Consider the following 25,296-nt stretch of genomic DNA (forward strand, 5'->3'; position numbering starts at 1 on the left):
CGGCTTGTGGAGGAAAGGACCGTGCTGGCGAGGTGCTGAACCCGTCAGGCGGAACCCGCCCCGCGAGTCACGCCCCGCGAGTGACGGTCCCGAGTGGATGTCAGGTTCCGGAGGGCACCAGGGCGAGGAGCACCGGGACCACGCCCAGGCAGATGAAGGCAGGCAATGAGCAAAGGCCCAGGGGAATGACCAGCTTCACACCGAGGGAGGCGGCCCGTTTCTCGGCAGCGCGGAACCTCTCCCGGCGCAGCCTGGCGGCCTGGGCATACAGGATGGCTGACGACGGCGCACCCGTCAGTGCGGCAAATCCGAGTGCGTCGCGCAGCTCCAGAATCCCAGGGAGCCTGACTTCGGAACTGCGCCAGGCCGTCTCCCAGTCGGCGCCGATGGCAAGCGCCGAAACTACCGGGCGCAAGGCCTTGCTGTAGTCCCTGGACGCGGTAGCTGCCACGAGTGCCAGGGAACGTCCAATTCCTGACCCAGTGTCCAGCATTGCAGCCACAAGCTCCAGCATCATCGCGGTGTCGCGTAATCCGTCAACGCACTCATCGCCGCCGCTATCCCAGGGCTCCCCCGCCCCCGGGCTTCCCGGCTGGTTGCCCGGTCCCACGCTGAACCTCTGCAGCCGCTGCCGTACCCGGCCTGGCTGTGAGAAGGCCAGATACGAAACGGCGATCAGGACAACGGCGAGTGCCACCCCGGCGGCAAGTGGATCCGTCATGGCGCCGCGCCGGCGGCGGTGTGGACCAGGCGGGCGGACCAGATTCTCCCGGCTATGGTCAGGGCCACTCCTGCCGCGAGCGCCGCCATACCCAGTGGCGTCCCGAACAGTATGGCCAGCGGATCCACACCCAGTGCCATTCCCAGTCCCAATCCCATCACTGGAAGCCACGTCAGGAGACTCACTGTGGCCTTTGGCCCGGCCAGTGCTGTCTGCCTGGCGGCGTCGGCGTCGTCTTCAACCTCCAGCTGGGCCGCAAACCGTGCGAGGACATCAGCCAGCGGACAGCCGCTGGCTTCGGCAATGTCAAAGCACGCGGCCAGCTCCAGCCAGATCCGCTGCTCCCTGCCGACGCTGCGCGGAAAGGCGGCCGCGGCGGCTCTCCTGATCGCCTCGGACACCGGCAGGCCCCGGGATGCAGCGGCCCGGACGGCGCCCAGCATCATCAGGGAACCAGGGCTGAGGCTCGGGCCGTTCCGCCCGGCCCCTGCTGCCTTGGCTGGATTCACCTGTCCTGCGATGTCCTCCTGCCGGCGTGGACCGGCTTCCGGCCGGCCACAGTGGACCAGCCATAATTCGTCCCACAGCCGCGCCGGGGTACGTCCACCCTTCAGCAACGCCGCCAGTTGCTGCACCACCAGGGTCAGGGAAAGTTGTCCCCGTTCCGGTCCGGCACGATGGACCTTGCTCCAGGAAACTCCGAGGCTGATGTGCCGTGCAGGGCGCTCCACGCTGGCGTCTCCGGGTATGGCACGGCCAGCAGCGGCGCGGCGCGGCCCTGTACTCCCCCCGGCCCGCCGAAAACGGCCCACCGCACCGCCGGGTGGCCTGAACAGCAGGATCGCAGCCGCTGCGAGGATCCCGGCCAGCACCGCCATCACGCCGCGGCGCCCAGTTCAGGGGACATCCCCAGCCGCTCACTCAGTGCCTCCCAGGCGGGCCCGGCGGAGGGCCGGCCGTTCCTGTTCTCGAGCGCCGGAACCACAGCCAGTCCGCCGCGCCCATCCTGCACCACACCCACACAGGCGACGTGCCGCCCTTGCCGGGACCGCTCCACGTGGACCACCACGTCCAGTGCACTGGCTGCCTGAAGCCGGACGGCGTCCTGGCCCAGCCCGGCGAGGGCGCCCAGAGCGGTCAACCGTGCGGGGACGGCGGTCGCAGTATTCGCGTGGATGGTTCCTCCGCCGCCGGTGTGGCCGGTATTCATGGCGGTCAGGAGTTCCCGAACCTCGGCGCCCCGGCATTCCCCCACCACCAGCCGGTCCGGGCGCATCCGAAGGGCCTGGCGGACAAGTTCGCCCAGGTCCACCTCGCCGCCGCCCTCCAGGTTTCCATGCCGGGACTCGAGCGACACGATGTGCGGGTGGACGGGGTTCAGTTCGGAGGCGTCCTCAATGAGGACCAGCCGCTCCGCCGGTGAACACAGCCCCAGCAGGGTGGAGAGCAACGTGGTCTTCCCCGAACCCGTGGCACCGCTGATGAGGAAGCTCAGCCGACGCTCAACGATGCGTTCCAGAACCCCGTGCACCGCGCTGCCGAACATCCCGCCGGAGCGCAGCTCGTCCATGGTGAAGACCTGCTCGCGCCGGATCCGGACACTCAGCAGGGTGCCCGCCGTTGAAATCGGCGGAAGGACGGCATGGACGCGGTACCCGCCGTCGAGCCTCACATCAACGCACGGAGATCCGTCGTCCAGGCGCCTCCCACCGGCTGCCACCAGCCGTGAGGCAAGCGCCCTCACCTGCGCCTCGCCGGCAAAGGACACCCCGGCAGGTTCGAGGCCCCTCCCGCGGTCAACCCAGACCGAGTCCGGGGCGTTGACGAAGATGTCTGTGACGTGGAGGTCCCGGGTCAGCTCCTGGAGGGGCCCAAGCCCGTTCAGCTCCGCGCTGATCCGCTCGACGGCGGCCAGGGAGCCTGCTGTGCCCAGCAGCCGTCCGGTGGCCTGGACCGCCGCCGCGACGCGGGAAGCCGTGACCGGCCCGGCGTCGGCCATGACTGATTCGCGGACCGTTTCCAGCAGGGCCGAATCAACGCCGCGGGGGTCCAGGACCCGCGCCTGGCGGCGGCGCGCTCCGGCCGGCTGGCCCGACGGCGAGATAGGTGCAGACGGCGGAACGGAGTGCCTCGTGCTCATGGCAGGTCCCCGACCGGGATGTCGCCAGCCAGCAGATCGAGTACGGACGCGGCGAAGTGCCGGACGCTGCGCCGGTTGCCCAGGTCCAGCAGCCGTCCGTTTTCGCCGGCCGCAGTAACGCCGCGCAGCTCCGGGACCCGGCCCTGGACGGGCAGCCCGACGGCGTCCGCAATCAGTCCGGCGTCCAGCGCGGCTCCGGCCTTCCCCCGGACCAGCAGCGCCGCTTCAACCGGCGGGAGTTCGTGGAGCAGCCGGGCCGTAGCCACCGCGGCCTTCAACTGTGCCGGCACAACCACCAGAATGCGGTCGCAGTCCCAGGCAAGCATGTGGACGGGCTCGGCTCCGCGGCCGATGTCCACCACCACCAGCTCATAGCCGCGCCGGGCAGCATCCAGCACACCACCGGCGGCAGTGGCGTCCACCGGCGCCGGGCGGTCCCGGCTCCCGGGCCAGGACAGGAACGAGAACCCTCCGGCGACCGGCAGGGAATCGGCGAGCTGCTCAGGATCGATGCTGCCGCTCGCTTCGGCCAGGTCAGGCCACCGGAGCCCCGGCGTCTCCTCGGCGGCCAGCGCCAGTTCCAGGCCTCCGCCCCAGGGATCCCCGTCGACGAGCAATACGCGGACGCCCAGCCCGGCTGCGGCCTGCGCGATCCAGATGGCGGCGGTGGTGGCACCGGCCCCGCCGCAGCCGCCTGTCACACCAAGCACCAGGCCGCCCGCTTCGGGCGAACGCGACCTGCTCAGGTACTCGGCCAGCCAGGCTGAGGCGTCCGGAAGCACTGCCACCCGCTCCGCCCCGAGGGCTGCGGCCAGGTGCCAGAGACTGTCGCCTTCGCCGTTCAGGCCCACCAGCACCGCGGGCGCCCGGCGGCGCGGAGGCAGCTCACGGACGTCGCTCCCCACCAGCACGGCGGCGGCGGAGTCCCAGTACTTGGCCGCATCCGCGACATCTGCCACCACCCGCAGTTGGCCGCCGGCGGCCGCCACAATCTGTTCTACTTCGCCCTGCAGAAAGTCGTACCCGGTGACCAGCAGCACCTCGGCAGCCGAGGGGTCCGGCAGCCAGGCCCCGGCAGCCTGCGGCGCGGCTGATGCCCCGGCAGCAGAATCAGCAGGCCCGGGCCTGCCGGACGCAAAGCCACGCGGCGTGGACGGCCGGGCACGGGGCCGCTGGGACGAAGGCTGTTCCGAAGGGGTTGGCGATAGCTGGTGCCTGCTCATGGAGCAACTCTTCATCGCACCCAGTCAGAGAAACAGGGGCATGCCGCGCTATGTGGACAACTACTGTTTCCCGTACTTACGGTGGACGGCCTGCTTGCTCACGCCAAGGCACAAGGCGATTGCCTCCCACGACAGACCCGTCAGCCGGGCCTTGCGGACCAGGGACGCTTCGGCACGTCCCACTTCCTTCTGCAGTTCCGCTACTGCGTACAGCGCTGCTGCGGGACCTTTCCCGTCCATTGATGCCACCAGCATTTTCATATGCTCCACCTCCATGGCGTCAACATTAGTTGACGAACCTGACGTCGTCAACATAAGTTGACGCCGACCGGCCTCCTCCCACGCACCATCGACCCCGCCGTCCGCCCGCGCCCCCGCCACAAGGCAGAATTGTCCCTATGTACCTGCTGCTCGCCGCCCACTCCCACGGCGCAGCCCTCCAGCAGGTCACCCAGGCGGGCGATCCCCACCCGGACCGCCCCGAACCGCGGCTGATCAGCGCAAGCGAACTGCCCGGCGTCGTCCGCCACCTCGAAACGCGGCCCCGCGGGGCGCCGCCGCGCTGGATCTGGCACCGGACCCAGGACTGGTACCCCGCCCTGCTGGCAGCGGGGGTGGAACTGGAGCGCTGCTACGACCTCAGCCTGTGCGGGACGATCCTGGCCTATTCACAGTTCACCGCGCATACCGAGTACGCCCTGAACGCCGACAAGGCCACCCTGGACGATCCCCTGGAACCGCCCCGCGCCCTCCAGCCGCCGCCCCCGCCCGTGGAGCAGGGCGCACTGTTTGAGGACCTCCGGCACCGGCCGGCGCGCCACACTTTGGCAGACCTGCGCGCCGAATACGCCGCCCAGCAGGCGGCGCTGGCCGCCGCGTCCCCGGAGGAGAACAAGCGGAAGCGGCTGCAGTTGCTGCTTGCTGCCGAATCCGCCGGTGCCATGATCGCCGCCGAGATGCAGCACAGCGGAGTCCCCTGGCGGGAGGACCTGCACGAAAAGATCCTGGCCGACTACTTGGGACCCCGCCCGCCATCAGGCCACCGGCCGGCGAAACTTGAAGCCCTGAACACCGAACTCCGCTCCCTCCTCAACTCCCCCGCACTGAACCCGGATTCGCCGCAGGAACTGATGCGCGCCCTGCACCGGAACGGGATCGAGGTCAAAAGCACACGGCAATGGGAGCTGATGGAATCCAGCCACCCCGCCATCGAACCGCTCCTCGCGTACAAAAAGCTGTCCCGCCTGCACACCGCCAACGGCTGGGCCTGGCTGGACGCGTGGGTGTCCCACGGCCGGTTCCAGCCCGAATACGTAGTGGGCGGCGTAGTGTCCGGGCGGTGGGCTTCCCGGGGCGGTGGTGCGCTGCAGATTCCGCGCCAGATCCGCGGTGCCGTCCATGCCGATCCCGGCCACAAGCTCATTGTCGCCGACGCCTCCCAGCTGGAACCCCGCGTGCTGGTGGCGCTGGCGCAGGACTCGAAGATGGCCGAGGCCGCGCGCGATAAGGACCTGTACGCGGGCATCGCCGCCCAGGGCTTCGGGGGCGACCGTGCCAAGGCGAAAGTGGCCCTGCTGGGCGCCATCTACGGTGCCACAACGGGGGAATCCGGGCGCCTGATGCCGCAGCTGGCGCGCACCTACCCGCGCGCCGTCGGCTTTGTGGAACAGGCGGCGCGCGACGGCGAGGCCGGCGGCACGGTGAGCACGCGGCTTGGCCGCAGCAGCCCGCCGCCGTCGGAACACTGGTTCCGGAGCCAGCAGTCGGCCACGGCCGAGGAGCAGCGCCGCGCGGAATCAATCGCCCGTTCCCGCGGCCGCTTCACCCGCAACTTTGTGGTGCAGGGATCCGCCGCTGACTGGGCAGCGTGCTGGCTGGCGGAATTACGACGGCGGCTGCGGGCCTTGCGTGCCGACGGGTCCGTTCAGGCGGAGCTCGTCTTCTTCCTGCACGACGAGGTGATGGTCCACGCCCCCGAGGCGGGCGTTGCAGCCTGTATCCGCGCCATCGAGGAAGCAGCCGCCGCGGCGAAGGAACTCCTCTTTGGACCCATCCCCGTGGAGTTCCCCGTCAGCGTGGCCGTGGTGGACTCATACGACAACGCAAAGTAGCCAGAAGTAACCTACCCGGCAGTAGCTCGCCACATAGCGTGAGCCACGTTACAGTCGAAGGTTCCGGGCGCCGATCCGTCCGGAACTAATGCAATGGTGCATACCAAAGGGGAGGTCCGGATAATGCCCGGCAGGTTTGAAATACATCGAGTGGGCGACGAAGCGTATCGGCTCAGGCTCACCGACAAAAACGGCAACGTTGTGGCCGTCTCGCCCGACTTCAAGCACTTGGCTGCGCTGAAGGACGGCATCAAGGCGCTGCGTGAAAACGCGGCCACCGGAGTTGTGGTGGATCTCCGCCACAAACCGCATACGAGCTAGGCCGGCGCCCACGCCAGGCCACAGGGCCCGGCCGTCAGGCCGGGCCCTCTTTTATTACTTGAAAGCCACCTCGTGCACGCGGGTCCGGTCCCACGGAACTGCCCAGCCCAGCTGCTCAAAAAGCCCATCGAGGACTATCCCGGTGAAACCCCAGATCAAGACGCCGTTGACCGCGAATGCAGGGCTGCTGAAGGTTCTGCCGTCGCGGCTGACCGTGGCTGTCACCCGGTTGGCCGGGTCCAGCAGGTCACGGACCGGGATCCGGAAAACTTGGGCGGATTCGCCGTAGTCCACCACGTGCACGGGCGACGGCGACGCCCACCATCCAAGCACGGGAGTCACCAGGAAGTTGCTGCGGGCCAGTCCCAGCTCCTGAAGAGTGCCCAGGACCTCAACACCGGTCGAATCCAGCCCGGTTTCCTCTTCTGCTTCCCGTAAGGCCGCGGCCACCGGCGTTTCGTCGGCGTCGATGCCGCCGCCCGGAAACGCCACCTGGCCAGGATGCGAACCCAGGGTGTGCGCGCGTTCCAGCAGCAGGACGTCCAAATCGGCGGCGGCCAGGGGCCTGCCGGACGCGGCCGGAATGTTGTCCAGCACGCCGAAGAGCATGAGGACTGCTGCCTTGCGGGCAATGGCTTCGTCTACGGTCAGCGCCGCCCAGGCGGTGTTCGGCGCGGTGACCTCACCGTTGTCCGATCTCGCCACCAGGTCGATCAGGTCCTGGCGTGCGCTCATGGGAGCCGCCTCTGCGATTCCATCCGGATCTCCGCGGCCCGGTGGGTTTCGGCCAACAGTTGCTCCAGCAGCGGCTCGCTTCCGGGCGCCAGTTCATATTTGAGGAGCTTGGCGGCCTTGACGGGATCGGTCTCGCCAAGGCCGTAACTGGGGCACCAGTTCGCGACCGGGCACGCGCCGCAGGCCGGCTTCCGGGAGTGGCATACGCGACGCCCGTGGAACACCACCCGGTGCGACAGCATGGTCCAATCCCTGGGTTCGAACAGTTCAGCGACGTCGAACTCGATCTGTACGGGGTCTTCCGACTGCGTCCAGCCAAAGCGCCGCGACAGCCGGCCGAAGTGCGTGTCCACAGTAATTCCGGGGATGCCGAAGGCATTGCCCAGCACCACGTTTGCGGTTTTCCGTCCGACGCCGGGGAGGGTCACCAGATCTTCCAGCCGGCCGGGCACCTCGCCGTTGTACTCGTCCACCAGGCGGTTGCTCAGGGCCAGGACGTTCTTCGTTTTGGCGCGGAAGAAGCCGGTGGGCTGCAGGATCGCTTCCAGCTCAGCGGGCTCGGCCTCGGCCATGGCCCGGGCATCCGGGTACCTGGCGAACAGGATCTTGGTGACCTGGTTGACCAACACATCCGTAGTCTGAGCGGACAGCACGGTGGCCACCACCAGTTCAAACGGGTTCCGGAAATCAAGCTCGGCGTGGGCGTAGGGGTATTTCTCCGCCAGTGCCCTGTTGATCCGCCGGGCCCGGCGCTTCAAGGCCAGCAACGACTCCGCAGCGGCCGGCCGCGGCGCAGGACCTCCGGCAGGGCCGGATCCGGGCGTACGGGACGTGGCCACGGCGCCCGGCTAGCCGCGCTCGATGTTGCTGAGGTCGCGCAGCACACCCAGGCGTCCGTCGGTGTGCTGGACCAGGAATTCGTGGCCACGGTCCTCAAGGGCCAGCACCCAGCCGCCGGGTTCGATCACAAAGGCGGGAGCGCCGGTGTTGGGGTCTACGGCCGTGCGGTGCTGTGCCACGGCAAACCAGAAGGCCTCATGCACCGTGTGTTCGTCATCTTCGTCCGGCCGGCTGGCCGGGTCCACGGTGGCGCCGATCGGCTCCACGTTCCGCACCTGCTGGTGCACTGCCGTGGCAGGCGGTTCGGCGGCAGACGGGCGGGCCGGGGCACCCGCCGGCGCTTCGTCGTCGTGCTTTGCAGCGCCGGCAGCCGGAGCCGCAGCTGCCGCAGGGACGTCGCCCAGCTTCGTCTCCTCAGCGGCAGACGCGTCGGGAGCGGTTGAAGCTGAAGCCGGAGGCACGACGTCGGCCGCCTGGGTTGCGGGAGTTGAATCACCGGCGGCGGTCCAATCCCTGACCTCGGGGGCGGAGGATACTGCTGCGGAAGCGGCCGGAGCAGGGACGGCAGTACCAGTGGGTGCGGAAGCAGCAGGCACCGAGGCGCCTGGCGACGTCGCCGCCGGCTTGGAGGCAGAGGAACGGCCGGACGACCAGGGGCCGGCAGGGAGTCCGAAAGTCCGCTTTGATGCCCCGTCAGCTCCTGCAGCGGGTTTGGGTTCCTTGGGCGTGTGCAGCGTGGGAGCAGGAACGGCTGAGTCGCGCGCCATGATGTGGGCGGGGGTTTCGTCGCGTCCCAGGAAATCACCGGCAAAGTACGGAATGAAGCGGCCCAGGACCGTGGCCGCGAACAGGATCACGGAGCCCACCAGGCCCACCAAAAGGCTGGGGACGTAGGCAGCGGCCGCGGAAACGAAGAAGAACGCCATGGCGAAAGACGCCACCACGGAGCCGAACTGGTCCACGGACAGTGAGCCAATCCGGATCTTTGTGGCGGGAGCAAGCCGGCGGGCAGCAAAAAGGGCGGTCACGATCATCGGCAGCACAATGCCCAGTCCAAGGAAGAACAGGCTGCCCGCGTTCCACAGGTTGAACCGGCCGAAGAAGATCGGCAGCAGCGAGGCGACGAGGAGAACCACGGTGGCGCCGAAAACCGTCAGGTCACGCAGCGTGAACGGGCCCAGCACGGCCTGGTTGGTGGTACCGGGCTTGGCGCCGGCCGGCCGTTGCGGGTCCTTCGCTGCGTCGTTTCCCGGCGTGGCGTCAGGCCCCGTTTCCGTTGCGCGGCCAAGTTTCTGGCCGGAGCTTTGCTGGTTCATTCTGTTCTCCTTAGCGTGGCGGCACGGGACGGTTCCGTCCCAAAAACTGTGCCGTCCGGAACGGCGGCAGCAGCCAGGCCCCTGCAGTGATGCACCGGGTCGGACAGCTCCGTAGAAAGTCACAATTCAATCTCAGCCTAGTCAACCGTATGGCCGATCACTAGCTGATCGGTGGCACCCGGGGCTCGGCGGACGTGGTCCCGAAACCATTCACCGCGAAATAAATGCCGTTCGCGGGCTGCGCTGTGACAGGTGACACACGGCAGCAGGCTCAAGCATTAGTCTTGATTCCGGAACAGCTCTTTGCGGAACGTCCGTGATGTGCCTTGCCCGCAGCCGCGCACAGTGGCGGAGCACGGCACCGTCACGGCCAGCCGCAGAAAAGACCGATGAATGATGAGGTTCACCATGTCCCAGGACACTCCCGGCTCCACCGCCACTGCCCCCGCAGCTTCCGTGCAGGGCGACCAGCATGGCGATGCGTTTGAAAACCTGCTTCACGAGAACCGGGCGTTTGCCCCCAGCCCTGAGTTTGCTGCCGACGCCGTTGTCACCGCAGCCGATTACGCGGAGGCCGACGCCGACCGCCCGGCTTTCTGGGCGCGGCAGGCCCGCGAGCTGCTGACCTGGTCCAAGGACTTTGACCAGGCGCTGGACTGGTCCAACCCGCCGTTCGCGAAATGGTTCGCCGGCGGCGAGGTCAACGCGGCCTACAACGCGCTGGACCGGCACGTGGAGAACGGGCTCGGGGACCGGGTGGCCATCTACTTCGAGGGCGAACCCGGTGACACCCGCACCTACACTTACGCCCAGCTCACCGACGAGGTGAAGAAGGCAGCGAACGCGTTCGAGTCCCTCGGCGTGGCCAAGGGCGACCGCGTGGCCGTCTACCTGCCCATGATCCCCGAAGCGGTGATCACGCTGCTGGCCTGCGCCCGGATCGGTGCGGTGCACTCCGTAGTGTTCGGCGGGTTCTCCGCCGACGCCCTGCGCTCCCGGATCGAGGACGCCGAAGCCAAGCTCGTGGTCACCGCGGACGGCACCTACCGCCGGGGCAAGCCCAGCGCGCTGAAGACCGCGGTGGACGACGCCCTCGCCGCCGCCGGGCATACCGTCCAGAACGTGGTGGTGGTCAAGCGCAACGGCCAGGACGTGGACTGGCACGAGGACCGGGACCACTGGTGGGCGGACACCGTCGAGGCCGCCTCCAACCAGCACACCGCCGTCGGGCATGACTCCGAGCACCCGCTGTTCATCCTCTACACCTCAGGGACCACGGGCAAGCCCAAGGGCATCCTGCACACCACCGGCGGGTACCTCACCCAGGGCGCCTACACGCACAAGGCCGTGTTCGACCTGCACCCCGAAAGGGACGTGTACTGGTGCACCGCCGACGTCGGCTGGGTCACCGGCCACTCCTACGTCGCCTACGCCCCGCTGATCAACGGCGCCACCCAGGTCATGTACGAAGGCACCCCGGACTCCCCGCACCAGGGCCGCTGGTGGGAAATCATCGAGAAGTACAAGGTCTCCATCCTCTACACCGCCCCCACCGCGATCCGGACGTTCATGAAGTGGGGCCGGGAGATCCCGGACAAGTACGACCTGTCCTCCCTCCGCGTCTTGGGCTCCGTGGGCGAATCCATCAACCCCGAAGCGTGGATGTGGTACCGGGACGTCATCGGCGCCAACAAAACACCCATCGTGGACACTTGGTGGCAGACCGAAACCGGCGCCCAGATGATCGCCCCGCTGCCGGGCGTGACCGCCACCAAGCCCGGCTCCGCCCAGGTCCCGCTGCCCGGCATCGCCGTGGACGTCGTGGATGAGAACGGCGCATCCGTGCCCAACGGCCACGGCGGCTTCCTGGTCATCCGCGAGCCCTGGCCGGCGATGCTCCGCGGCATCTGGGGCGACCCGGAACGCTTCAAGGAAACCTACTGGTCCCGCTTCGAAGGCATGTACTTCGCCGGTGACGGGGCCAAGAAGGACGAGGACGGCGACGTCTGGCTCTTGGGCCGGGTGGATGACGTCATGAACATCTCCGGGCACCGGCTCTCCACCACCGAAATCGAATCCGCCCTGGTCTCCCACCCCTCCGTGGCCGAAGCCGCCGTCGTCGGGGCCTCGGACGAGACCACCGGCCAGGCCGTCGTCGCGTTCGTCATCCTCCGCGGCGACGCCGTGGACACCGGGGACGCCATCATTGCCGAACTCCGCAACCACGTGGGCAAGGAAATCGGCCCCATCGCCAAACCGAAAACCATCCTCGTGGTCCCGGAACTGCCCAAAACGCGCTCCGGCAAGATCGTCCGCCGCCTCCTCAAGGACGTCGCTGAAGGACGCGACACCGGCGACGCCACCACCCTGGCCGACAACACCGTCATGGCACAGATCGCGGCCTCGCTCAAGAAGTAGGGGTTGCGGGCAGTGAGGAGCGGGACTCATGCTCCGCGCGCTGCTCGTTCCTCGCTTTGACGCGCGCTTCCGCATAACTCCCACTCCTCGTCGACGGCGCTTCCCACCACAGTGGGCGGCGCCGTCGCCGTATGCTGGTTGCAGCCCTGTCCCTTGGCTTTAAGGATTGTTTTTAGATGCTGCCCGCTGCACGACACGAAGCTATTGTGGATGCCGTTCAGCGGGAGCGTGTTGTTCGTGTTTCGGACCTTGCGCAGCAGCTGGGCGTTTCGCTGATGACGGTGCGTCGGGACATTGAGCTGCTGGAGGAAGGCGGCCTGCTGGAGCGCATCCATGGCGGCGCCAAGATCCTCGGCGACGTCAGCACGCATGAACCCGGCTTCGAACTCAAATCCACGCAGCTCACGGCTGAGAAACGTGCCATTGCCCTGGAAGCGGCAGGGCTTGTGCACGAGGGCATGGCCGTGGGCCTCAGCGCCGGAACCACCACATGGGCCCTCGCCAAGGAGCTGGTCAATGGTCCGAGGATTACCGTGGTTACCAACTCGGTGCGCATCGCAGACCTTTTCCACCACGGCGCGTCGGCGGGCTCGGCGCGCTTCGGCTCCACGGTGATCCTGATCGGCGGCGAACGCACGCCGTCGGACGCCCTGGTGGGGCCCATTGCGACGGCGGCGCTGAAGCAGCTGCACCTTGACGTGCTGTTCCTGGGCGTGCACGGCATGGACGCTGACGCCGGATTCACCACGCCCAACCTCCTGGAAGCCGAGACGGACCGCGCGTTTGTGGCCGCGGCGCGGAAAACAGTTGTCCTGGCCGACCACACCAAGTGGGGGCTGCAGGGCATCAGTACCATCGCAGGCCTGGACGACGCGGACGAAGTCATCAGCGATTCAGGCCTGAGCGCGGACGCCCGGCGGATCCTCGGCGAGCGCGTGGGCAAGGTACGGATCGCGGTCTAGGACGACGGCAGCGGCTGATTCAGGGGCAGCCGCAGGACTGGCGGATCTGTAGCTCGGCAGGAAAGATGAGTTGCTCCGACTCGTGGCCGCGATGGGCGCCGATAAGGGCGCTGACAGCGGCGTCCGCCATCGCCTTTGCCGGCTGTTTCACCGTGGTGAGGGGCGGCCAGCTGTATTCCGCTTCGGCTGAGCCGTCGAAGGAGGCCAGCGCAATATCTCCGGGCACGGAGACCCCGGCTTCATGGAGTGCCCGGAGGATACCGACAGCCTGCAGGTCGGAAGTGGCAAAAATGGCGGTGGGGCGGCTCGCGGAGGCCAGAAGGCGTTTCCCCGCGGCGTATCCGCCTTCCCGGGTGAAGGCGGTACGGACGATGGGGCCTTCAGGCAGGCCTGCCGCGGCCAGAGCCTGCAGCCAGCCTTCTTCGCGGCCGTCATAGTAGTTGCCGGTGTTGGTACCCATGGCGAGAGCGATGCTGGTGTGTCCGTGGCCGATCAGGTGTTCAACGGCCGATTTTGCGCCCGCCACCAGGTCCACGCCAACGCTGTTGAATCCGGGCGCTTCTGCGCTGTGGTTCAGGAGGACAACAGGTATCTCCGCAGATTCAAGGTCCGTCAGGCCCGGTTCCATCAAAACACTGGAAAGTATGACGCCGTCCACCTGGCGTGCCGCAAGGTTGCGGACGTTCCGGAGTTCCTTCGCCAGGTTTCCATCCGAGTTGGTGAGCAGCAGGGCGTAGCCCAGTTCGGCGGCAGCATCTTCGACAGCGTGTGCCAGCAGCGAGAAGAAAGGGTTGCTGTTGTCCGGGATGACCAGGCCAATAGTTTCGCTCGACCCCAGTTTCAGGGCCCGCGCGGCAGCGTTCGGACGGTACCCCAGCCGTCGGATGGCATCCTGCACTTTCGCTTCCGTGGCCGGAGCCACTTTCTTGGGCCCGCCGTTGACCACATAGCTGACGACGGCGGTGCTGACGCCCGCGTACCGGGCTACATCCTTGCGCGTCACCGGGCCGCGGGGTGCCTGCACTGTGGGAGTCGTCATGCTGTACATGCTAGCCGTCTACCTTTCGCGGACCGGAGAGCACTGCCGGGCAAGGGCTCTCCATCAGAGCCCTAGTGTCTCAGTCAGATCTACTTGAGTCAACAGGCCACCGAATGGATAAATCGCAGCAAACGCAAGGGAAAACTGAACTCTTGCCAGCATCAATCTACTCGTGTAGATTTCTGTCCAGTTGTTATCCACATCACAGTCCAGGAAAGGGTCGACGATGACCACCCTTGCCAAACGCACACGATCAGCCCCGCCCCAGCCCGCAAAACCATCGCCCCGCGGCCGCTTCCGGCAGCTCGGCGACCTCAAGATCGCCCTCCTCTTCATTGCCCCGGCCATGATCGGTTTCATCTTCTTCTACGTTGTTCCAACCATCCGCGGCGTGTACCTGAGCTTCACGGAGTACAACATCCTCGGAGACCCGGAATGGGTGGGGACGGACAACTACACGGCCATCGCCACGGACCCGCTGTTCTGGAATTCCCTGGCCGTCACCGGCCAGTACGTCTTCCTCAACATCGTCCTCCAGACCGCGCTGGCCCTGGGCCTGGCCCTCCTGATGCACAAGGTTGCGAAGTCCACCCTCATCCGCGGCGCCCTGCTGCTGCCCTGGATGATGTCAAACGTCATCGCAGCGCTGCTCTGGTTCTGGATGCTCGACTACCAGATCGGCGTGGTCAACCAGTTCATCGAATGGGCCGGTCTCCCCCGCGTCGCCTTCTTCGGCAGCGAGGAGTGGGCCATCCCCACCCAGGCCCTGATCAACACCTGGCGCCACATGGGCTACACCGCCCTGCTCATCTTCGCCGGCATGCAGGCCATCCCGGGCCACGTCTACGAGGTGGCCAAACTCGACGGCGCCTCACCGTTCCAGACCTTCCGCAAGATCACCCTTCCGCTGCTGCGGCCGGTCCTGGTCATGGTCCTGGTTGTCACCGTGATCGGTTCCTTCCAGGTCTTCGACACCGTTTCCGTCACCACCGGCGGCGGCCCGGTCAACGCCACCCGCGTCATCCAGTACTACATCTACCAACGCGCCTTCACCGAGTCGGACTTCGGCTACGGATCCGCCATCGCCGTCATTCTCTTCCTCATCCTCGCCCTGGTGGCCTTCATCCAGATGAAGTTCCTCAAGGGCAACGAGTCGGACCTGGACTAGGAGCCCCGCATGACCACCACCACAAGCCGCGCACCGCTGCCGGCCCCAGCCCGCCGCCGTCGTCCGTTCAATCCCCGCACCGCCGGTGCTTGGGCCCTCCTTGTCCTCGCCATTGCGGTCTCCGTCGTCCCATTCCTCTGGGTGCTCCGCACGGCACTGTCGACCAACTCGGCACTGGCTTCGAACTCGGCCAGCCTGCTTCCCGCGGAATTCACCTTCGGCGCCTTTCTGCGGGTGTTCGGGCTGCAGAGCCCGGCGGACGCTGTTGCCGAAGGCGGTTCCGGTGCGGCAATCGATTTCTGGCTCTACCTGCGGAACTCCATCATCTTCTCCTCCATCACCACGGCGGGCGCCGTGTTCTTCAGTGCGATGGCCGCCTACGCCTTCGCCCGGCTGCGCTGGAAGGGCCGGAACCTGGTGTTCAGCCTGTTCCTGGGCACCATGCTGGTCCCGCCGATCTTCACGGCACTGCCGAACTTCCTGCTGATCAAGAACCTGGACCTGCTCAACACGATGCTCGGCATGGTTCTGCCGTACCTGTTTATGACGCCCTTCGCCATCTTCTTCCTGCGGCAGTTCTTCCTGAACATGTCCCGCGAGGTCGAGGAGGCGGCAATGCTCGACGGCGCCAAGCACCTGCGAATCTTCTTCCAGATTGTGCTCCCCAACGCCGCCGCCCCACTCGCCACACTGGCTCTGCTCACTTTCATCGGCCAGTGGAACGAGTACTTCTGGCCGTTGCTCGTCGGTTCCCAGGATGACGTCCGGGTCCTGCAGGTGGGCCTCGGCGTCTTCAAGTCCCAGTCCCCGCAGGGCGCGCCGGACTGGTCCGGCCTCATGGCCGCGGTCTTGGTTTCGGCCCTTCCCGTCATGGTCCTCTTCGCCGCCTTCGGCAAGAAGATCGTCAACTCCATCGGCTTCTCCGGCATCAAGTAACCACCCACACCTCCTGCTCCTCCCCATTCCCGAACGGAAAGTAGAACCATGAAGAAAACCCTCGGCGCCGTCGCCGTCGCCGCAGCAGTGGCGCTGTCCCTCTCCGCCTGTGGCGGCTCATCCTCCTCGGCCGAATCGGCCAAGGGCGAGATCAGCTACTGGCTGTGGGACGCCAACCAGCTGCCCGCCTACCAGCAATGCGCCGACGACTTCCACAAGGCCAACCCGGACATCTCGGTCAAGATCACCCAGCGCGGGTGGGACGACTACTGGAGCACGCTCACCAACGGCTTTGTGGGCGGCACCGCTCCGGATGTATTCACCAACCACCTGGGACGCTACGGCGAGCTGGCCGAGAACAAGCAGCTGCTGGCCATCGACGACGCCGTCGAGAAGGACAACGTGGACCTGTCCGCCTACAACGAAGGCCTCGCCGACCTCTGGGTGGGCCAGGACGGCAAGCGCTACGGCCTGCCGAAGGACTGGGACACCATCGGCCTGTTCTACAACAAGGCCATGCTCACCAGCGCCGGCGTCACCGAGGACCAGATGAAGGACCTCACCTGGAACCCGCAGGACGGCGGCACCTACGAGGACGTCATCGCCCACCTGACCGTGGACAAGAACGGCAAGCGCGGGGACGAAGCGGGCTTCGACAAGAACAACGTTGCCGTGTACGGCCTGGGCCTGAACGGCGGCGGAGACTCCTCAGGCCAGACCGAGTGGAGCTACCTCACCAACACCACCGGCTGGTCCCACACTGACAAAAACCCGTGGGGCACGCACTACAACTACGACGACCCCAAGTTCCAGGAGAGCATGGCCTGGTTCGCGGAGCTGGCTCAGAAGGGCTACATGCCCAAGCTGGAGACCACCGTCGGCGCGGCCATGGCTGACACCTTCGCCGCCGGCAAGTCCGCCATCAACGCCCACGGCTCATGGATGACCGGCCAGTACACCGGTTACAAGGGCATCGAAGTAGGCATCGCCCCCACCCCGGTGGGCCCGGAAGGCAAGCGTGCATCCATGTTCAACGGCCTGGCCGACTCGATCTGGGCCGGAACCAAGAAGAAGGACGCCTCACTCAAGTGGGTGGAATACCTCGCCTCCGCTGACTGCCAGGACGTTGTTGCCTCGAATGCCGTAGTCTTCCCCGCCCTCAAAGCCTCCTCCGACAAGGCAGCTGAAGCGTTCAAGGCAAAGGGCGTGGATGTCACCGCCTTCACCGAACACGTCAAGGACAAGACCACGTTCCTGTACCCCATCACGGATAACACGGCCAAGGTCAAGGGCATCATGGAGCCCGCCATGGACGCAGTGGTCTCGGGCAAGGCCCCGGCCAGTTCCCTGACCCAGGCCAACGACCAGGTCAACTCGCTCTTCAAGTAGGCCCCAGCTTCACCGGCTGTGCGCCGCGGGCATCGTGTCCCCCGGCGCACAGCCTCCCACTCTCACCCCACGCAGAAGGACAGCATCTTATGGACCCCCTCCACCTCCGTTCCGCCGGCACCAGCCTGGTGATGAGCTTCGACAGCGGGGAGGCCGAGATCATCCACTGGGGCGCGGATCTGGGTACCACGCTTCCGGACCTCGCTATCCTGGGCGACCCGATCCCCCACTCGGCCATCGATGCCACGGTGCCCGCCGGTCTATTGCCCCAGGCGTCCTCCAGCTGGCGCGGCCGCCCCGCGCTCCGCGGCCACCGCATCGCCGACGGCGTGTCCGGCCTGGACTTCTCCGTCCGCCTCCGCACCGTCAGCGCGAGCGTCGACGGGAACGCCGCCGGCGGCAATTCCGCGCTGATCGTCCAGTCCGACTCCGACGCCGGCATCACCGTCTCGTCTTCCCTGACACTGCACGACGGCGGCCTGCTGGAGCTGCGCCACACCGTCACCAACGACGGCACCACCCCATACCAACTCGACGAACTGGCCACTGTCCTCCCCGTGGCGCCGGACGCCGTCGAACTCCTTGACCTGACCGGGCGCTGGTGCCGGGAACGCCACCCGCAGCGCCGCCCCATCCAGCAGGGCACCTGGGTCCGCACCGGCCGGCACGGCCGGACCGGCCATGACTCGTCTCTCCTCTTCGCCGCCGGCACCGCCGGGTTCGGCAACCGCCACGGGAAGGTCTGGGCGACGCACCTGGCCTGGAGCGGCAACCACGAGCAATTCGCGGACAGCATCGGCGACGGCCGCACCATGATCGGCGGCTCGGAACTCCTGGGACCGGCCGAAGTCACCCTCGAACCCGGCGCCAGCTACACCACCCCGGCGCTGTTCGCTGCCTACTCAGACCGCGGCCTGGACGGCATCAGCGAGGCGTTCTACAGCTGGTTCCGGTCCCGCCCCCACCACGTGCTCCCGGCCGCAGCCACAGGCCTCCCCGTCGGCAAGCCCCGTCCCGTGGTGCTCAACACCTGGGAAGCGGTCTACTTCGACCACAACCTGGCCACCCTGATCGAACTGGCCGACTCCGCCGCCGAACTCGGCGTCGAGCGCTTTGTGCTCGACGACGGGTGGTTCCGCGGGCGCCGCGACGACCACGCAGGCCTGGGCGACTGGTATGTGGATGAATCGCTCTGGCCGGACGGGCTCACGCCGCTGATCGAGGCCGTGACCTCCCGCGGGATGGAGTTTGGGCTCTGGGTGGAACCGGAAATGGTCAACCTGGACTCGGACGTCGCCCGCGCCCATCCGGAGTGGATTGTTGGCCCGGCGGCCGCATCGCACAAGGACGGCGGCCGGCTGCCGCTGGAATGGCGTAACCAGCACGTGATCGACCTGGTGAACCCCGAGGCGTGGCAGTACATTTTCGACCGCGTGGATGCCCTGTTGCGCGAGAACAACATCAGCTACCTGAAGTGGGACCAGAACCGGGACCTGCTGGAACACGGGCACGCAGGCCGGTCCTCCGTCCATGAACAGACCCTGGCCGCCTACCGGCTGTTCGACGAGCTCAAGAAGGCGCACCCCGGCGTCGAGATTGAAAGCTGCTCCTCCGGCGGCGCCCGGGTGGACCTGGGGATCCTGGAGCGCACCGACCGCATCTGGGCCTCGGACTGCAACGATGCCCTGGAACGGCAGACCATCCAGCGCTGGACCGGGCTGGTGGTTCCGCCGGAACTCGTGGGCGGACACGTCGGCCCCACCACCTCGCACACCACAGCCCGCACCCACGATCTGTCCTTCCGCGCCATCACGGCCCTGTTCGGGCACTTCGGCATGGAGTGGGACGTCCGCGGAGTCCAGGGCACCGAGCGCGAGCAGCTCAAACGCTTCATCGGGCTCTACAAGGAACACCGCGGCCTGATCCACTCCGGGCGCATGGTCCGCGCAGACGTCGCCGACGGCTCGCTGATGCTGCACGGCGTGGTGGCCCCCGGTCCTGCAGAGCCTGGCACTGTTCAGCCGGGCACGACGGCGGCGCTGTTCGCCCTGGTCAGCACGGGTACCTCGTTCGCCGAACAGACCGGCCGGATCACCATCCCCGGACTGGAAGCGGACCGTGGCTACCGGGTGGAAGCCATCTTCCCGGCGCCCGGCGATGCTGACTACGCCCATACTTTCACGCAGGTTCATCCCCCGGCCTGGCTGACAGACGGCGCCGAGGCCAACGGGCGTTTCCTGGCCGAAGTGGGCCTGCCAATGCCCATCCTCAACCCGGAGCACGCCATCGTCTTGAGGTTTACGGCCCTGTAATTCCGTCACAACACCTGACATCGATTGCTCCACAACGGCCGTTTTGACACCTCAAAAGGGCATCTACGGAGCAATCGTTGGAAGGTGAGGGCGGGTCAGGCTGCGTTACCGAGCCGGGAAGAGATGGCCGAGCCCAGCAGCAGGACCCGGAACGTCCGTTCGGTGGCCTCCCGGAGCAAAGTGGCCCCGTTCGCGACAGCTGTATCAAGGTCCATGGGGATGGGGATGATGCCGGCAATGGCGTCGATCCCCGCCGCATGAACATCACCGGAGTCCTTGCCGATGGACCCGGCGAGCGCCAGCACCGGGACGCCCGCCGCCTGCGCCCTCCGGGCCACCTCGGCCGGCACTTTGCCACGGGGTGTTTGGAAGTCGATGGCACCCTCGGCGGTCACCACCAGGTCCGCCCGGGAGATGTGGGCGTCGAGGTCCACACCGGCCAGCCCCGAGTCCAGCAGCAGTTCGAAGCGCGGAACCAGGTTGGCTCCCAGCGCTGCAAGCCCTGCCCCCAGGCCGCCGGAAGCGCCTGTACCGGGGCCCGTGCGCAGGTAGCTCTCCAGCTGTCCGGTGGCCTCAGCCAGCAGTCGCGCCCAGCGGTCCAGGCCCGCAGAAAGGACCTCAACCTGTTCCGGGGAGGCCCCCTTCTGCGGCCCAAACACACGAGCCACTCCCTGCGGTCCGCACAAAACGTTGAAGGGGTTGAGGGCCAGGTCGATCTTGGTCCCCGCAATGCGGCTGTCCAACCCGGACAGGTCTACGGCCGCGGCGTTGGCCAGGGCCGCGCCGCCTTCGGGCAGTTCGTTGCCCTCGGTGTCCAGCACCCGGGCGCCGAGCGCACGCAGGGCGCCCGCGCCGCCGTCGGATGTTCCCGAATCGCCGCAGCCCACAATGATCCGTTCGGCTCCCTGATCCAACGCGGCGAGGATCAGTTCGCCCACTCCGCGGGTGGTGGTAAGTCCGGGGTCGCGGAGTGCGGCCGGCACCAGGCGCAGGCCTGCCGCGGCGGCCATCTCCACGACGGCGGTGGGCCGGTCCACTTTGCCGAGCATCGCGAAGTGCGAGTCAACGGGGCTTCCCACCGGCCCGGTGACGCGGTGCTGGACCAGGCGGCCACCCGTGGCACTGGACAGCGCGGCGGCGGTCCCTTCACCGCCGTCGGCCATGGGCACGGTGGTGACTTGGACGCCGGGAATGACCCGCCGGATGCCGGCCGCGATCGCGGCGGCCACTTCGACGGCGTCGAGGCTTTCCTTGAAGCCTGACGGTGCCACCAGAATGCGTTGCGGAATGGACATAACCAAGGGAGCCACCTTTGTTGTAGGGCTGAGCATTGGAAGAGTGGATTTAGCGAGAGGTGAAGAGGGGCAGTCCCAGGACGGGCCAGACCGCAAAACTGAAGAGCAGGACCACGGCCGTGCTGAGCGGCCCCAGCCAGACGGAAAGCCGCAGCAGGTCTGCCGCGGAGTAGTGCGTCACGCCGTCGGCCTCGGCAAACATGGCCACCGGCTTGGCAGAACTCGTCAACGTGTGGCAAAACCCTGCCGCCGCCGTCGAAGCGAAAGCCGCTGCCATGGGATCCACGCCCATGGAACCGGCCGACGCCACCACCACGGGGATCAGGACGGCGGACCGTGCCGAACGCGACTGGATCAGCAGGTGCGCCGCTGCCGAGGAGATCACCACCGCCACCACAAAGACTGGGGCTTTCCACGCGCCGAGAACCGCCAGCGGGGCAAGCATGGAGGCGGCCAGCCAGCCGGCGGCTCCCGTGGTGACCAGGCTGGATCCCAGCGCCAGGGTGGCGGCCATGAAGAGCAGCATGGACCACGGCACCTTCTTAAGGGCCGCGCCCAGCTTCACGGAGCCGTAGCACGGGGAGCTCACCACCAGGGCACCGATGAGTGCCACCAGGGCGGGTTCAAGTCCGTGAATCGGCTCGGTGCACCACAGGGCAACAACGGCGGCGAGCAGCAGCAGCGAGCGCTGTTCATCAAGGTCCAGCGGGCCGCGCAGGCGGGTGGGGCTCTCCTGCTGCAGCTGGGCAGCGTCCACCCGCAGCGGCACGTTCCTGTCACCGGGGTCCGTAAAGAGGCGGACGATCAGCTCTGTGGCCATGACGCTGGACACCAGCGCCAGGGGCAGCCCCAGCAGGAGCCAGGAAGCAAAGTCGAAGCCTTCGTGGCCTGCCGACTGCAGCACCTGGCTGGTGATCAGGTGCGCACCCGCTCCGAGGAAGGAGGCCACGGCGGACAGCAGGATGACGGTCGGGAACAGGATGGCCAGCATCTTCACCACGGCGGGACGGTCCTTCAGCGCCGTGCGCAGGGCCAGGAAGATGGGCAGCACCAGGGCCGCCCGGCCGGAGGTGGCCGGGATGGCAAACGCGGTGACGATCAGGCCGAGGCTGGTCAGGTGGGCAAGCTGCCGGACGCTGCGTGCCCCGGTGATCACAAAGGCGGCGCCCCGGGCTGCGAGCCCGGTGGACGCCACGGCACTGGCGATGACAAACGCTGCCATCAGCAGCCACACGGACTCTTCGCCAAGCGCGTCAAACAGGCTCTGTGTGGGCATCGCCCCACTGATGACCAGCGCCACGGCCGCGCCCAGCGCAACGTAGGTGTCCTCCACCGGCGAGAAGATCCAGAACCAGACCGCTGCCATAAAGATGCAGAGCGCGACGGCGGCCTCCGCAGTCAGGGAACCGGGTCCCACCTGCAGGGACAGGGCCACCATCGCCGCGGCCGCGACGCACGCCGAGACCACAGCAGGGGGCCCCAGCATGCCCGGCAGTCCGTTGCGTCCCGTCTTTGCCCCGTCCGGGCCGGCGCTGCGCGGTGTGGCTTCGTAGTATGTGGTTTTCATCTGAGCCGGTACCCCGCGCCGCGCACGGTTTCGAGCCGCTCGGCACCGATCTTGGCCCGAAGCGCCCTGACGTATACGTCAACGACGTTGGAGGCGGGATCAAAATCCATGTCCCAGGCGTGGGAAATGAGCTGCTCCCGGGTAAGGACCTGGCGGGGATGCCGCAGGAAAACCTCCAGCAGCGAGAACTCGCGGGACGTGAGGTCGGCGTCTTGGTCCCCGCAGCGGACCCGGCGGCTTCGGAGGTCCAGTTCCATGTCCTCATGGCTGAGCTTCATCACGGGTGTGGTGTCGCCGTCGTCGGTCAGCCTGAGGCGGACGCGGGCCAGGAGTTCCGCGAACTGGAACGGCTTGGTCATGTAGTCGTTGGCCCCGCTTTCGAGCCCGTACACGGTGTCAGCCACGGAGTCGCTGGCGGTGAGGACAATGACTGAGGTCTTGGAGCCTTCGCCGCGGAGCCGTTCCAGCACTTCGAAGCCGCTCAGGGTGGGCAGGCCGATGTCGAGGATGAGCATGTCGAACTCGCCGGAGCGTGCCAGCAGGAGGGCACTGGCGCCGTCGTCAACGGTGAGGCAGGAGTAGCCGGCGGCGCGGAGGCCCTTCTCCACGAAGTCTGCGATCCGGCTGTCGTCTTCCGCGATCAGGATCCGCCTCATGGTTGCTCCTTCTGCGGCTGGTTGCCTGTGAGTGGTGAAGTGTCTGGGTTCCCGGTTGCGTCCTGGTCCGCATCCGGGTGCGGGGCGCGGCCGTCCGGGTCCAGGCTTGTGTCCGGGTCCAGGCTTGTGGCCGGGTCCAGGGCCGGGGCCGGGATGGTGAGGCCGAAGGTGGCGCCCTCGCCCTCGCTGCTGCGGACCCAGGCTGTGCCGTGGTGCGCCTCGGCGATGCTGCGCACGATGGCCAGCCCCAGCCCGGCGCCGGGCCGTGCCGCGTCCGGGTGGCGGGCGGCTTCACCCCGGTGGAAGCGGCCGAAGATCCGGGCTGCCTCGTCCTGGCTGACGCCAATGCCTTCATCGGACACCCACACCGAGAAGGCGCGCTTCAGGCCGGAGCCCTCAAACCGGGAACCCAGCCGGACTGTGGTGCCCTCCGCCGAATACTGGCAGGCGTTGGTGGCCAGCTGCAGGACTGCCTGCGTGATGCGCTGCGGATCCACGCTGATCTGCCCTTCCGCGATTTCCAGGATGGGCCAGCCCCGGGTGCCGAGTGTCTGTGCTTTGGCTTCGATGTCCAGCAGGAGCGCGGCCGCATCAGTGCTGCGGAGCTGGGTGAATCCGGGCCGGTCCACCTTGGCCAGCAGCAGCAGGTCCGAGACGATCCGGCCCATCCGCGCCAGTTCGTCATCCACCAGGGCCAACGTGCGCTGGCGCTCCGCGGGACTGTCCGACATCAGTTCGAGGTGGCCCCGGATGACGGTGATGGGTGTCCTGAGTTCGTGGGAGGCGTCATCCACGAAGGCCCGCTGCGTCCGGTAGGCGGCTTCCAGCCGGTCCAGCATGGTGTTGAACGTCAGCGCCAGTGCGGCGATGTCGTCGTTGCCCTGCACGGGGACGCGGGCAGTCAGGTCCGATTCAGAGATGTCCTCGGCCACGCGGCGCACTTCCCGGATGGGCCGCAGGATCTGGCCGGCGACCAGCCACGCGATGCCCGCCGTGACAGCCAGCCCGCCGAGGGACACAAAGAAGATGGTGACGGTGGTACTGGCCACCTGGGCTTCGCGCGGCGCCATATAGTCGCCAACGATCAGGTGGCCGGTATCGCTGCCGGACTCAATCGGCAACCGCGCCCAGTGCATCTCGCCGGCGCTTGTTTCGGCGATGCCCGTGGCTGCCTGCCCGGACCTGATGCTGTCGAGCAGCTCCGTGTCCGACGGCAACTGGTGGCCGGTTTCCGGTGAGTTCATGGCCCCGCTGGGCGTATACAGCACGCGCTGGCCCACACTGCCCAGGATCACTTCGCCGGAAGCGGCCGACTGCCGGCTCAGGTACCGTTCCAGCATCTTTTCAATCGAGGTGAACGGCATGGCCGTGGTGGGGTCAACGCCTTCCTTGGCGAAAGCCCTGAATTCCTCCAACTCCTGGGCGATGGCCTGGTGCGCCTGGACGCGGGCCTGGTTGACCATCAGGGAACGGACTGTCAACAGGACGGCCAGCAGGGTCAGTGCCGTGGTGAGCAGAATCCAGCCTGCGATCCGCCACCGTGCCGGCACCCGGGACCCCATGCGTCCCCGAGCGGCGTGAGTCCGCGGTGCGCGGGCCGGTTCCTCCGGTGCGGCTGCCATGGCGGGCGGGTGCTGCGTGGCCGTTTCAAGCACGGCGGTGTTGTGCTCCATCATCAGTCCCCGTCGTCGAAAGCGTCATCATCGTCGTCGTCCTCAACAACCACCGGTGGCGCCACAGGCGCGGGCGCCTCCGGCAAAACCATCGGCGGCGCGGCGGGCGCAGGCGGTGGTTGTGCAGGCGGCTCTGCCGGTTCGGACTGAGCCGGCCCGGGCGCTCCCGGATCCTGCGAGGGAGATGCAGAGGGCGGCGCAGACGGCGGCGCGGAGGGCTCCAAACCGGGCGCCGGGGCACCGCCGGGACCGGCCCCCAGCCGGACAGGCTCGGAGTCGATGGACGGCGGGCCGCCCGGAGCTGCGAGGAGGCTGCCAGCCACAGCTAGCAGCACCGGGATGACCAGAACGGCTGCCATCACCGCGATGCGTCGAATCATTTGCATGCCCTTATGCTGTCAGCCCTTCATGAGGGGCTGATGAAACGGGCGTGAAGAAACCTTCATCCGGGCGTCGGACTCTGTGCCATCATCG

At 67.5% G+C, this 25,296-nt stretch carries 22 protein-coding genes; 8 read left to right on the forward strand and 14 right to left on the reverse strand.

Annotated elements, in window-relative coordinates; translation table 11 throughout:
• Positions 1 to 100: 100 nt before the first annotated feature.
• Genes J2808_RS08905 through J2808_RS08925 form a run of 5 tightly spaced genes read right to left on the reverse strand, consistent with a single transcriptional unit; the run spans position 101 to position 4,360 of the window.
• Positions 101 to 721, reverse strand: coding sequence for a type II secretion system F family protein (locus tag J2808_RS08905; RefSeq protein WP_309814827.1), 621 nt, complete (start codon positions 719 to 721; stop codon positions 101 to 103).
• Positions 718 to 1,602 (reverse strand): type II secretion system F family protein, encoded by an 885-nt coding sequence (locus J2808_RS08910; RefSeq protein WP_309814829.1) that lies wholly within the window; start codon positions 1,600 to 1,602, stop codon positions 718 to 720. Before J2808_RS08910 ends, J2808_RS08905 begins: the two co-directional genes overlap by 4 nt.
• Complete coding sequence (locus J2808_RS08915; RefSeq protein ID WP_309814832.1) at positions 1,599 to 2,861, reverse strand: TadA family conjugal transfer-associated ATPase; 1,263 nt, start codon at positions 2,859 to 2,861, stop codon at positions 1,599 to 1,601. Before J2808_RS08915 ends, J2808_RS08910 begins: the two co-directional genes overlap by 4 nt.
• The gene (gene ssd / locus J2808_RS08920; protein WP_309814834.1) at positions 2,858 to 4,084 is read right to left on the reverse strand and encodes a septum site-determining protein Ssd; all 1,227 of its coding nucleotides are present in this window, start codon (positions 4,082 to 4,084) and stop codon (positions 2,858 to 2,860) included. The genes J2808_RS08915 and ssd overlap by 4 nt, the downstream gene beginning before the upstream one ends.
• 60 nt (positions 4,085 to 4,144) lie before the next feature.
• Positions 4,145 to 4,360 carry an AsnC family protein gene (locus J2808_RS08925; protein ID WP_397428017.1) on the reverse strand — a complete coding sequence of 72 codons (216 nt, stop codon included), beginning with the start codon at positions 4,358 to 4,360 and terminating at the stop codon, positions 4,145 to 4,147.
• 122 nt (positions 4,361 to 4,482) lie between these two features.
• Between J2808_RS08925 and J2808_RS08930 the strand changes: the two genes are divergently transcribed.
• A complete protein-coding gene (locus J2808_RS08930) occupies positions 4,483 to 6,195 on the forward strand; it encodes a bifunctional 3'-5' exonuclease/DNA polymerase (protein WP_309814836.1) in 1,713 nt (570 codons plus the stop codon).
• Positions 6,196 to 6,345: 150 nt separating this feature from the next.
• Positions 6,346 to 6,516, forward strand: a complete 171-nt coding sequence (locus J2808_RS08935; RefSeq protein WP_397428018.1) for a YegP family protein — start codon at positions 6,346 to 6,348, stop codon at positions 6,514 to 6,516.
• 54 nt (positions 6,517 to 6,570) lie between these two features.
• On the opposite strand, the gene J2808_RS08940 is transcribed toward J2808_RS08935, so the two are convergent.
• The 3 genes from J2808_RS08940 to J2808_RS08950 are packed head-to-tail and all read right to left on the reverse strand — an operon-like array spanning position 6,571 to position 9,407.
• A complete protein-coding gene (locus J2808_RS08940; RefSeq protein ID WP_309814843.1) occupies positions 6,571 to 7,251 on the reverse strand; it encodes an NUDIX hydrolase in 681 nt (226 codons plus the stop codon).
• Positions 7,248 to 8,090: an endonuclease III gene (gene nth / locus J2808_RS08945; protein ID WP_397428019.1), complete on the reverse strand. Its 843-nt coding sequence runs from the start codon at positions 8,088 to 8,090 to the stop codon at positions 7,248 to 7,250. The genes J2808_RS08940 and nth overlap by 4 nt, the downstream gene beginning before the upstream one ends.
• Positions 8,091 to 8,099: 9 nt before the next feature.
• A complete protein-coding gene (locus J2808_RS08950) occupies positions 8,100 to 9,407 on the reverse strand; it encodes a hypothetical protein (RefSeq protein WP_309814845.1) in 1,308 nt (435 codons plus the stop codon).
• 408 nt (positions 9,408 to 9,815) lie between these two features.
• Here J2808_RS08950 and acs point away from each other — a divergent pair, with 408 nt between their 5' ends.
• Complete coding sequence (gene acs / locus J2808_RS08955) at positions 9,816 to 11,825, forward strand: acetate--CoA ligase (protein WP_309815563.1); 2,010 nt, start codon at positions 9,816 to 9,818, stop codon at positions 11,823 to 11,825.
• A gap of 176 nt (positions 11,826 to 12,001) precedes the next feature.
• Complete coding sequence (locus J2808_RS08960; protein WP_309814847.1) at positions 12,002 to 12,787, forward strand: DeoR/GlpR family DNA-binding transcription regulator; 786 nt, start codon at positions 12,002 to 12,004, stop codon at positions 12,785 to 12,787.
• Positions 12,788 to 12,806: 19 nt separating this feature from the next.
• On the opposite strand, the gene J2808_RS08965 is transcribed toward J2808_RS08960, so the two are convergent.
• Positions 12,807 to 13,826, reverse strand: a complete 1,020-nt coding sequence (locus J2808_RS08965) for a LacI family DNA-binding transcriptional regulator (RefSeq protein ID WP_309814850.1) — start codon at positions 13,824 to 13,826, stop codon at positions 12,807 to 12,809.
• 226 nt (positions 13,827 to 14,052) lie between these two features.
• On the opposite strand from J2808_RS08965, the gene J2808_RS08970 reads away from it, so the two are divergent.
• The 4 genes from J2808_RS08970 to J2808_RS08985 all read left to right on the forward strand — a co-directional run bounded on the left by J2808_RS08970 (position 14,053) and on the right by J2808_RS08985 (position 19,631).
• On the forward strand, positions 14,053 to 14,994 hold the full coding sequence (locus J2808_RS08970) for a carbohydrate ABC transporter permease (RefSeq protein WP_309814854.1): 942 nt from the start codon (positions 14,053 to 14,055) through the stop codon (positions 14,992 to 14,994).
• A gap of 9 nt (positions 14,995 to 15,003) precedes the next feature.
• Positions 15,004 to 15,930, forward strand: coding sequence for a carbohydrate ABC transporter permease (locus J2808_RS08975; protein ID WP_309814857.1), 927 nt, complete (start codon positions 15,004 to 15,006; stop codon positions 15,928 to 15,930).
• Between the two features lie 48 nt (positions 15,931 to 15,978).
• Entirely contained in the window at positions 15,979 to 17,319 is a 1,341-nt protein-coding gene (locus J2808_RS08980) for an ABC transporter substrate-binding protein (protein ID WP_309814861.1), read from the forward strand.
• Between the two features lie 89 nt (positions 17,320 to 17,408).
• Positions 17,409 to 19,631, forward strand: coding sequence for an alpha-galactosidase (locus J2808_RS08985; RefSeq protein WP_309814863.1), 2,223 nt, complete (start codon positions 17,409 to 17,411; stop codon positions 19,629 to 19,631).
• Positions 19,632 to 19,726: 95 nt separating this feature from the next.
• On the opposite strand, the gene J2808_RS08990 is transcribed toward J2808_RS08985, so the two are convergent.
• Genes J2808_RS08990 through J2808_RS09010 form a run of 5 tightly spaced genes read right to left on the reverse strand, consistent with a single transcriptional unit; the run spans position 19,727 to position 25,208 of the window.
• The gene (locus J2808_RS08990) at positions 19,727 to 20,926 is read right to left on the reverse strand and encodes a glycerate kinase family protein (protein WP_309814866.1); all 1,200 of its coding nucleotides are present in this window, start codon (positions 20,924 to 20,926) and stop codon (positions 19,727 to 19,729) included.
• Positions 20,927 to 20,975: 49 nt separating this feature from the next.
• The gene (locus J2808_RS08995) at positions 20,976 to 22,493 is read right to left on the reverse strand and encodes an SLC13 family permease (protein ID WP_309814869.1); all 1,518 of its coding nucleotides are present in this window, start codon (positions 22,491 to 22,493) and stop codon (positions 20,976 to 20,978) included.
• Positions 22,490 to 23,149 carry a response regulator transcription factor gene (locus J2808_RS09000; RefSeq protein ID WP_309814870.1) on the reverse strand — a complete coding sequence of 220 codons (660 nt, stop codon included), beginning with the start codon at positions 23,147 to 23,149 and terminating at the stop codon, positions 22,490 to 22,492. Before J2808_RS09000 ends, J2808_RS08995 begins: the two co-directional genes overlap by 4 nt.
• Positions 23,146 to 24,825 (reverse strand): sensor histidine kinase, encoded by a 1,680-nt coding sequence (locus J2808_RS09005; protein WP_309814871.1) that lies wholly within the window; start codon positions 24,823 to 24,825, stop codon positions 23,146 to 23,148. The genes J2808_RS09000 and J2808_RS09005 overlap by 4 nt, the downstream gene beginning before the upstream one ends.
• Positions 24,825 to 25,208 carry a hypothetical protein gene (locus J2808_RS09010; RefSeq protein WP_309814873.1) on the reverse strand — a complete coding sequence of 128 codons (384 nt, stop codon included), beginning with the start codon at positions 25,206 to 25,208 and terminating at the stop codon, positions 24,825 to 24,827. Before J2808_RS09010 ends, J2808_RS09005 begins: the two co-directional genes overlap by 1 nt.
• Between the last annotated feature and the right edge of the window lie 88 nt (positions 25,209 to 25,296).

The sequence above is a fragment of the Pseudarthrobacter sulfonivorans genome (assembly GCF_031454915.1).
In the GTDB taxonomy this organism is placed as follows: domain Bacteria; phylum Actinomycetota; class Actinomycetes; order Actinomycetales; family Micrococcaceae; genus Arthrobacter; species Arthrobacter sulfonivorans_C.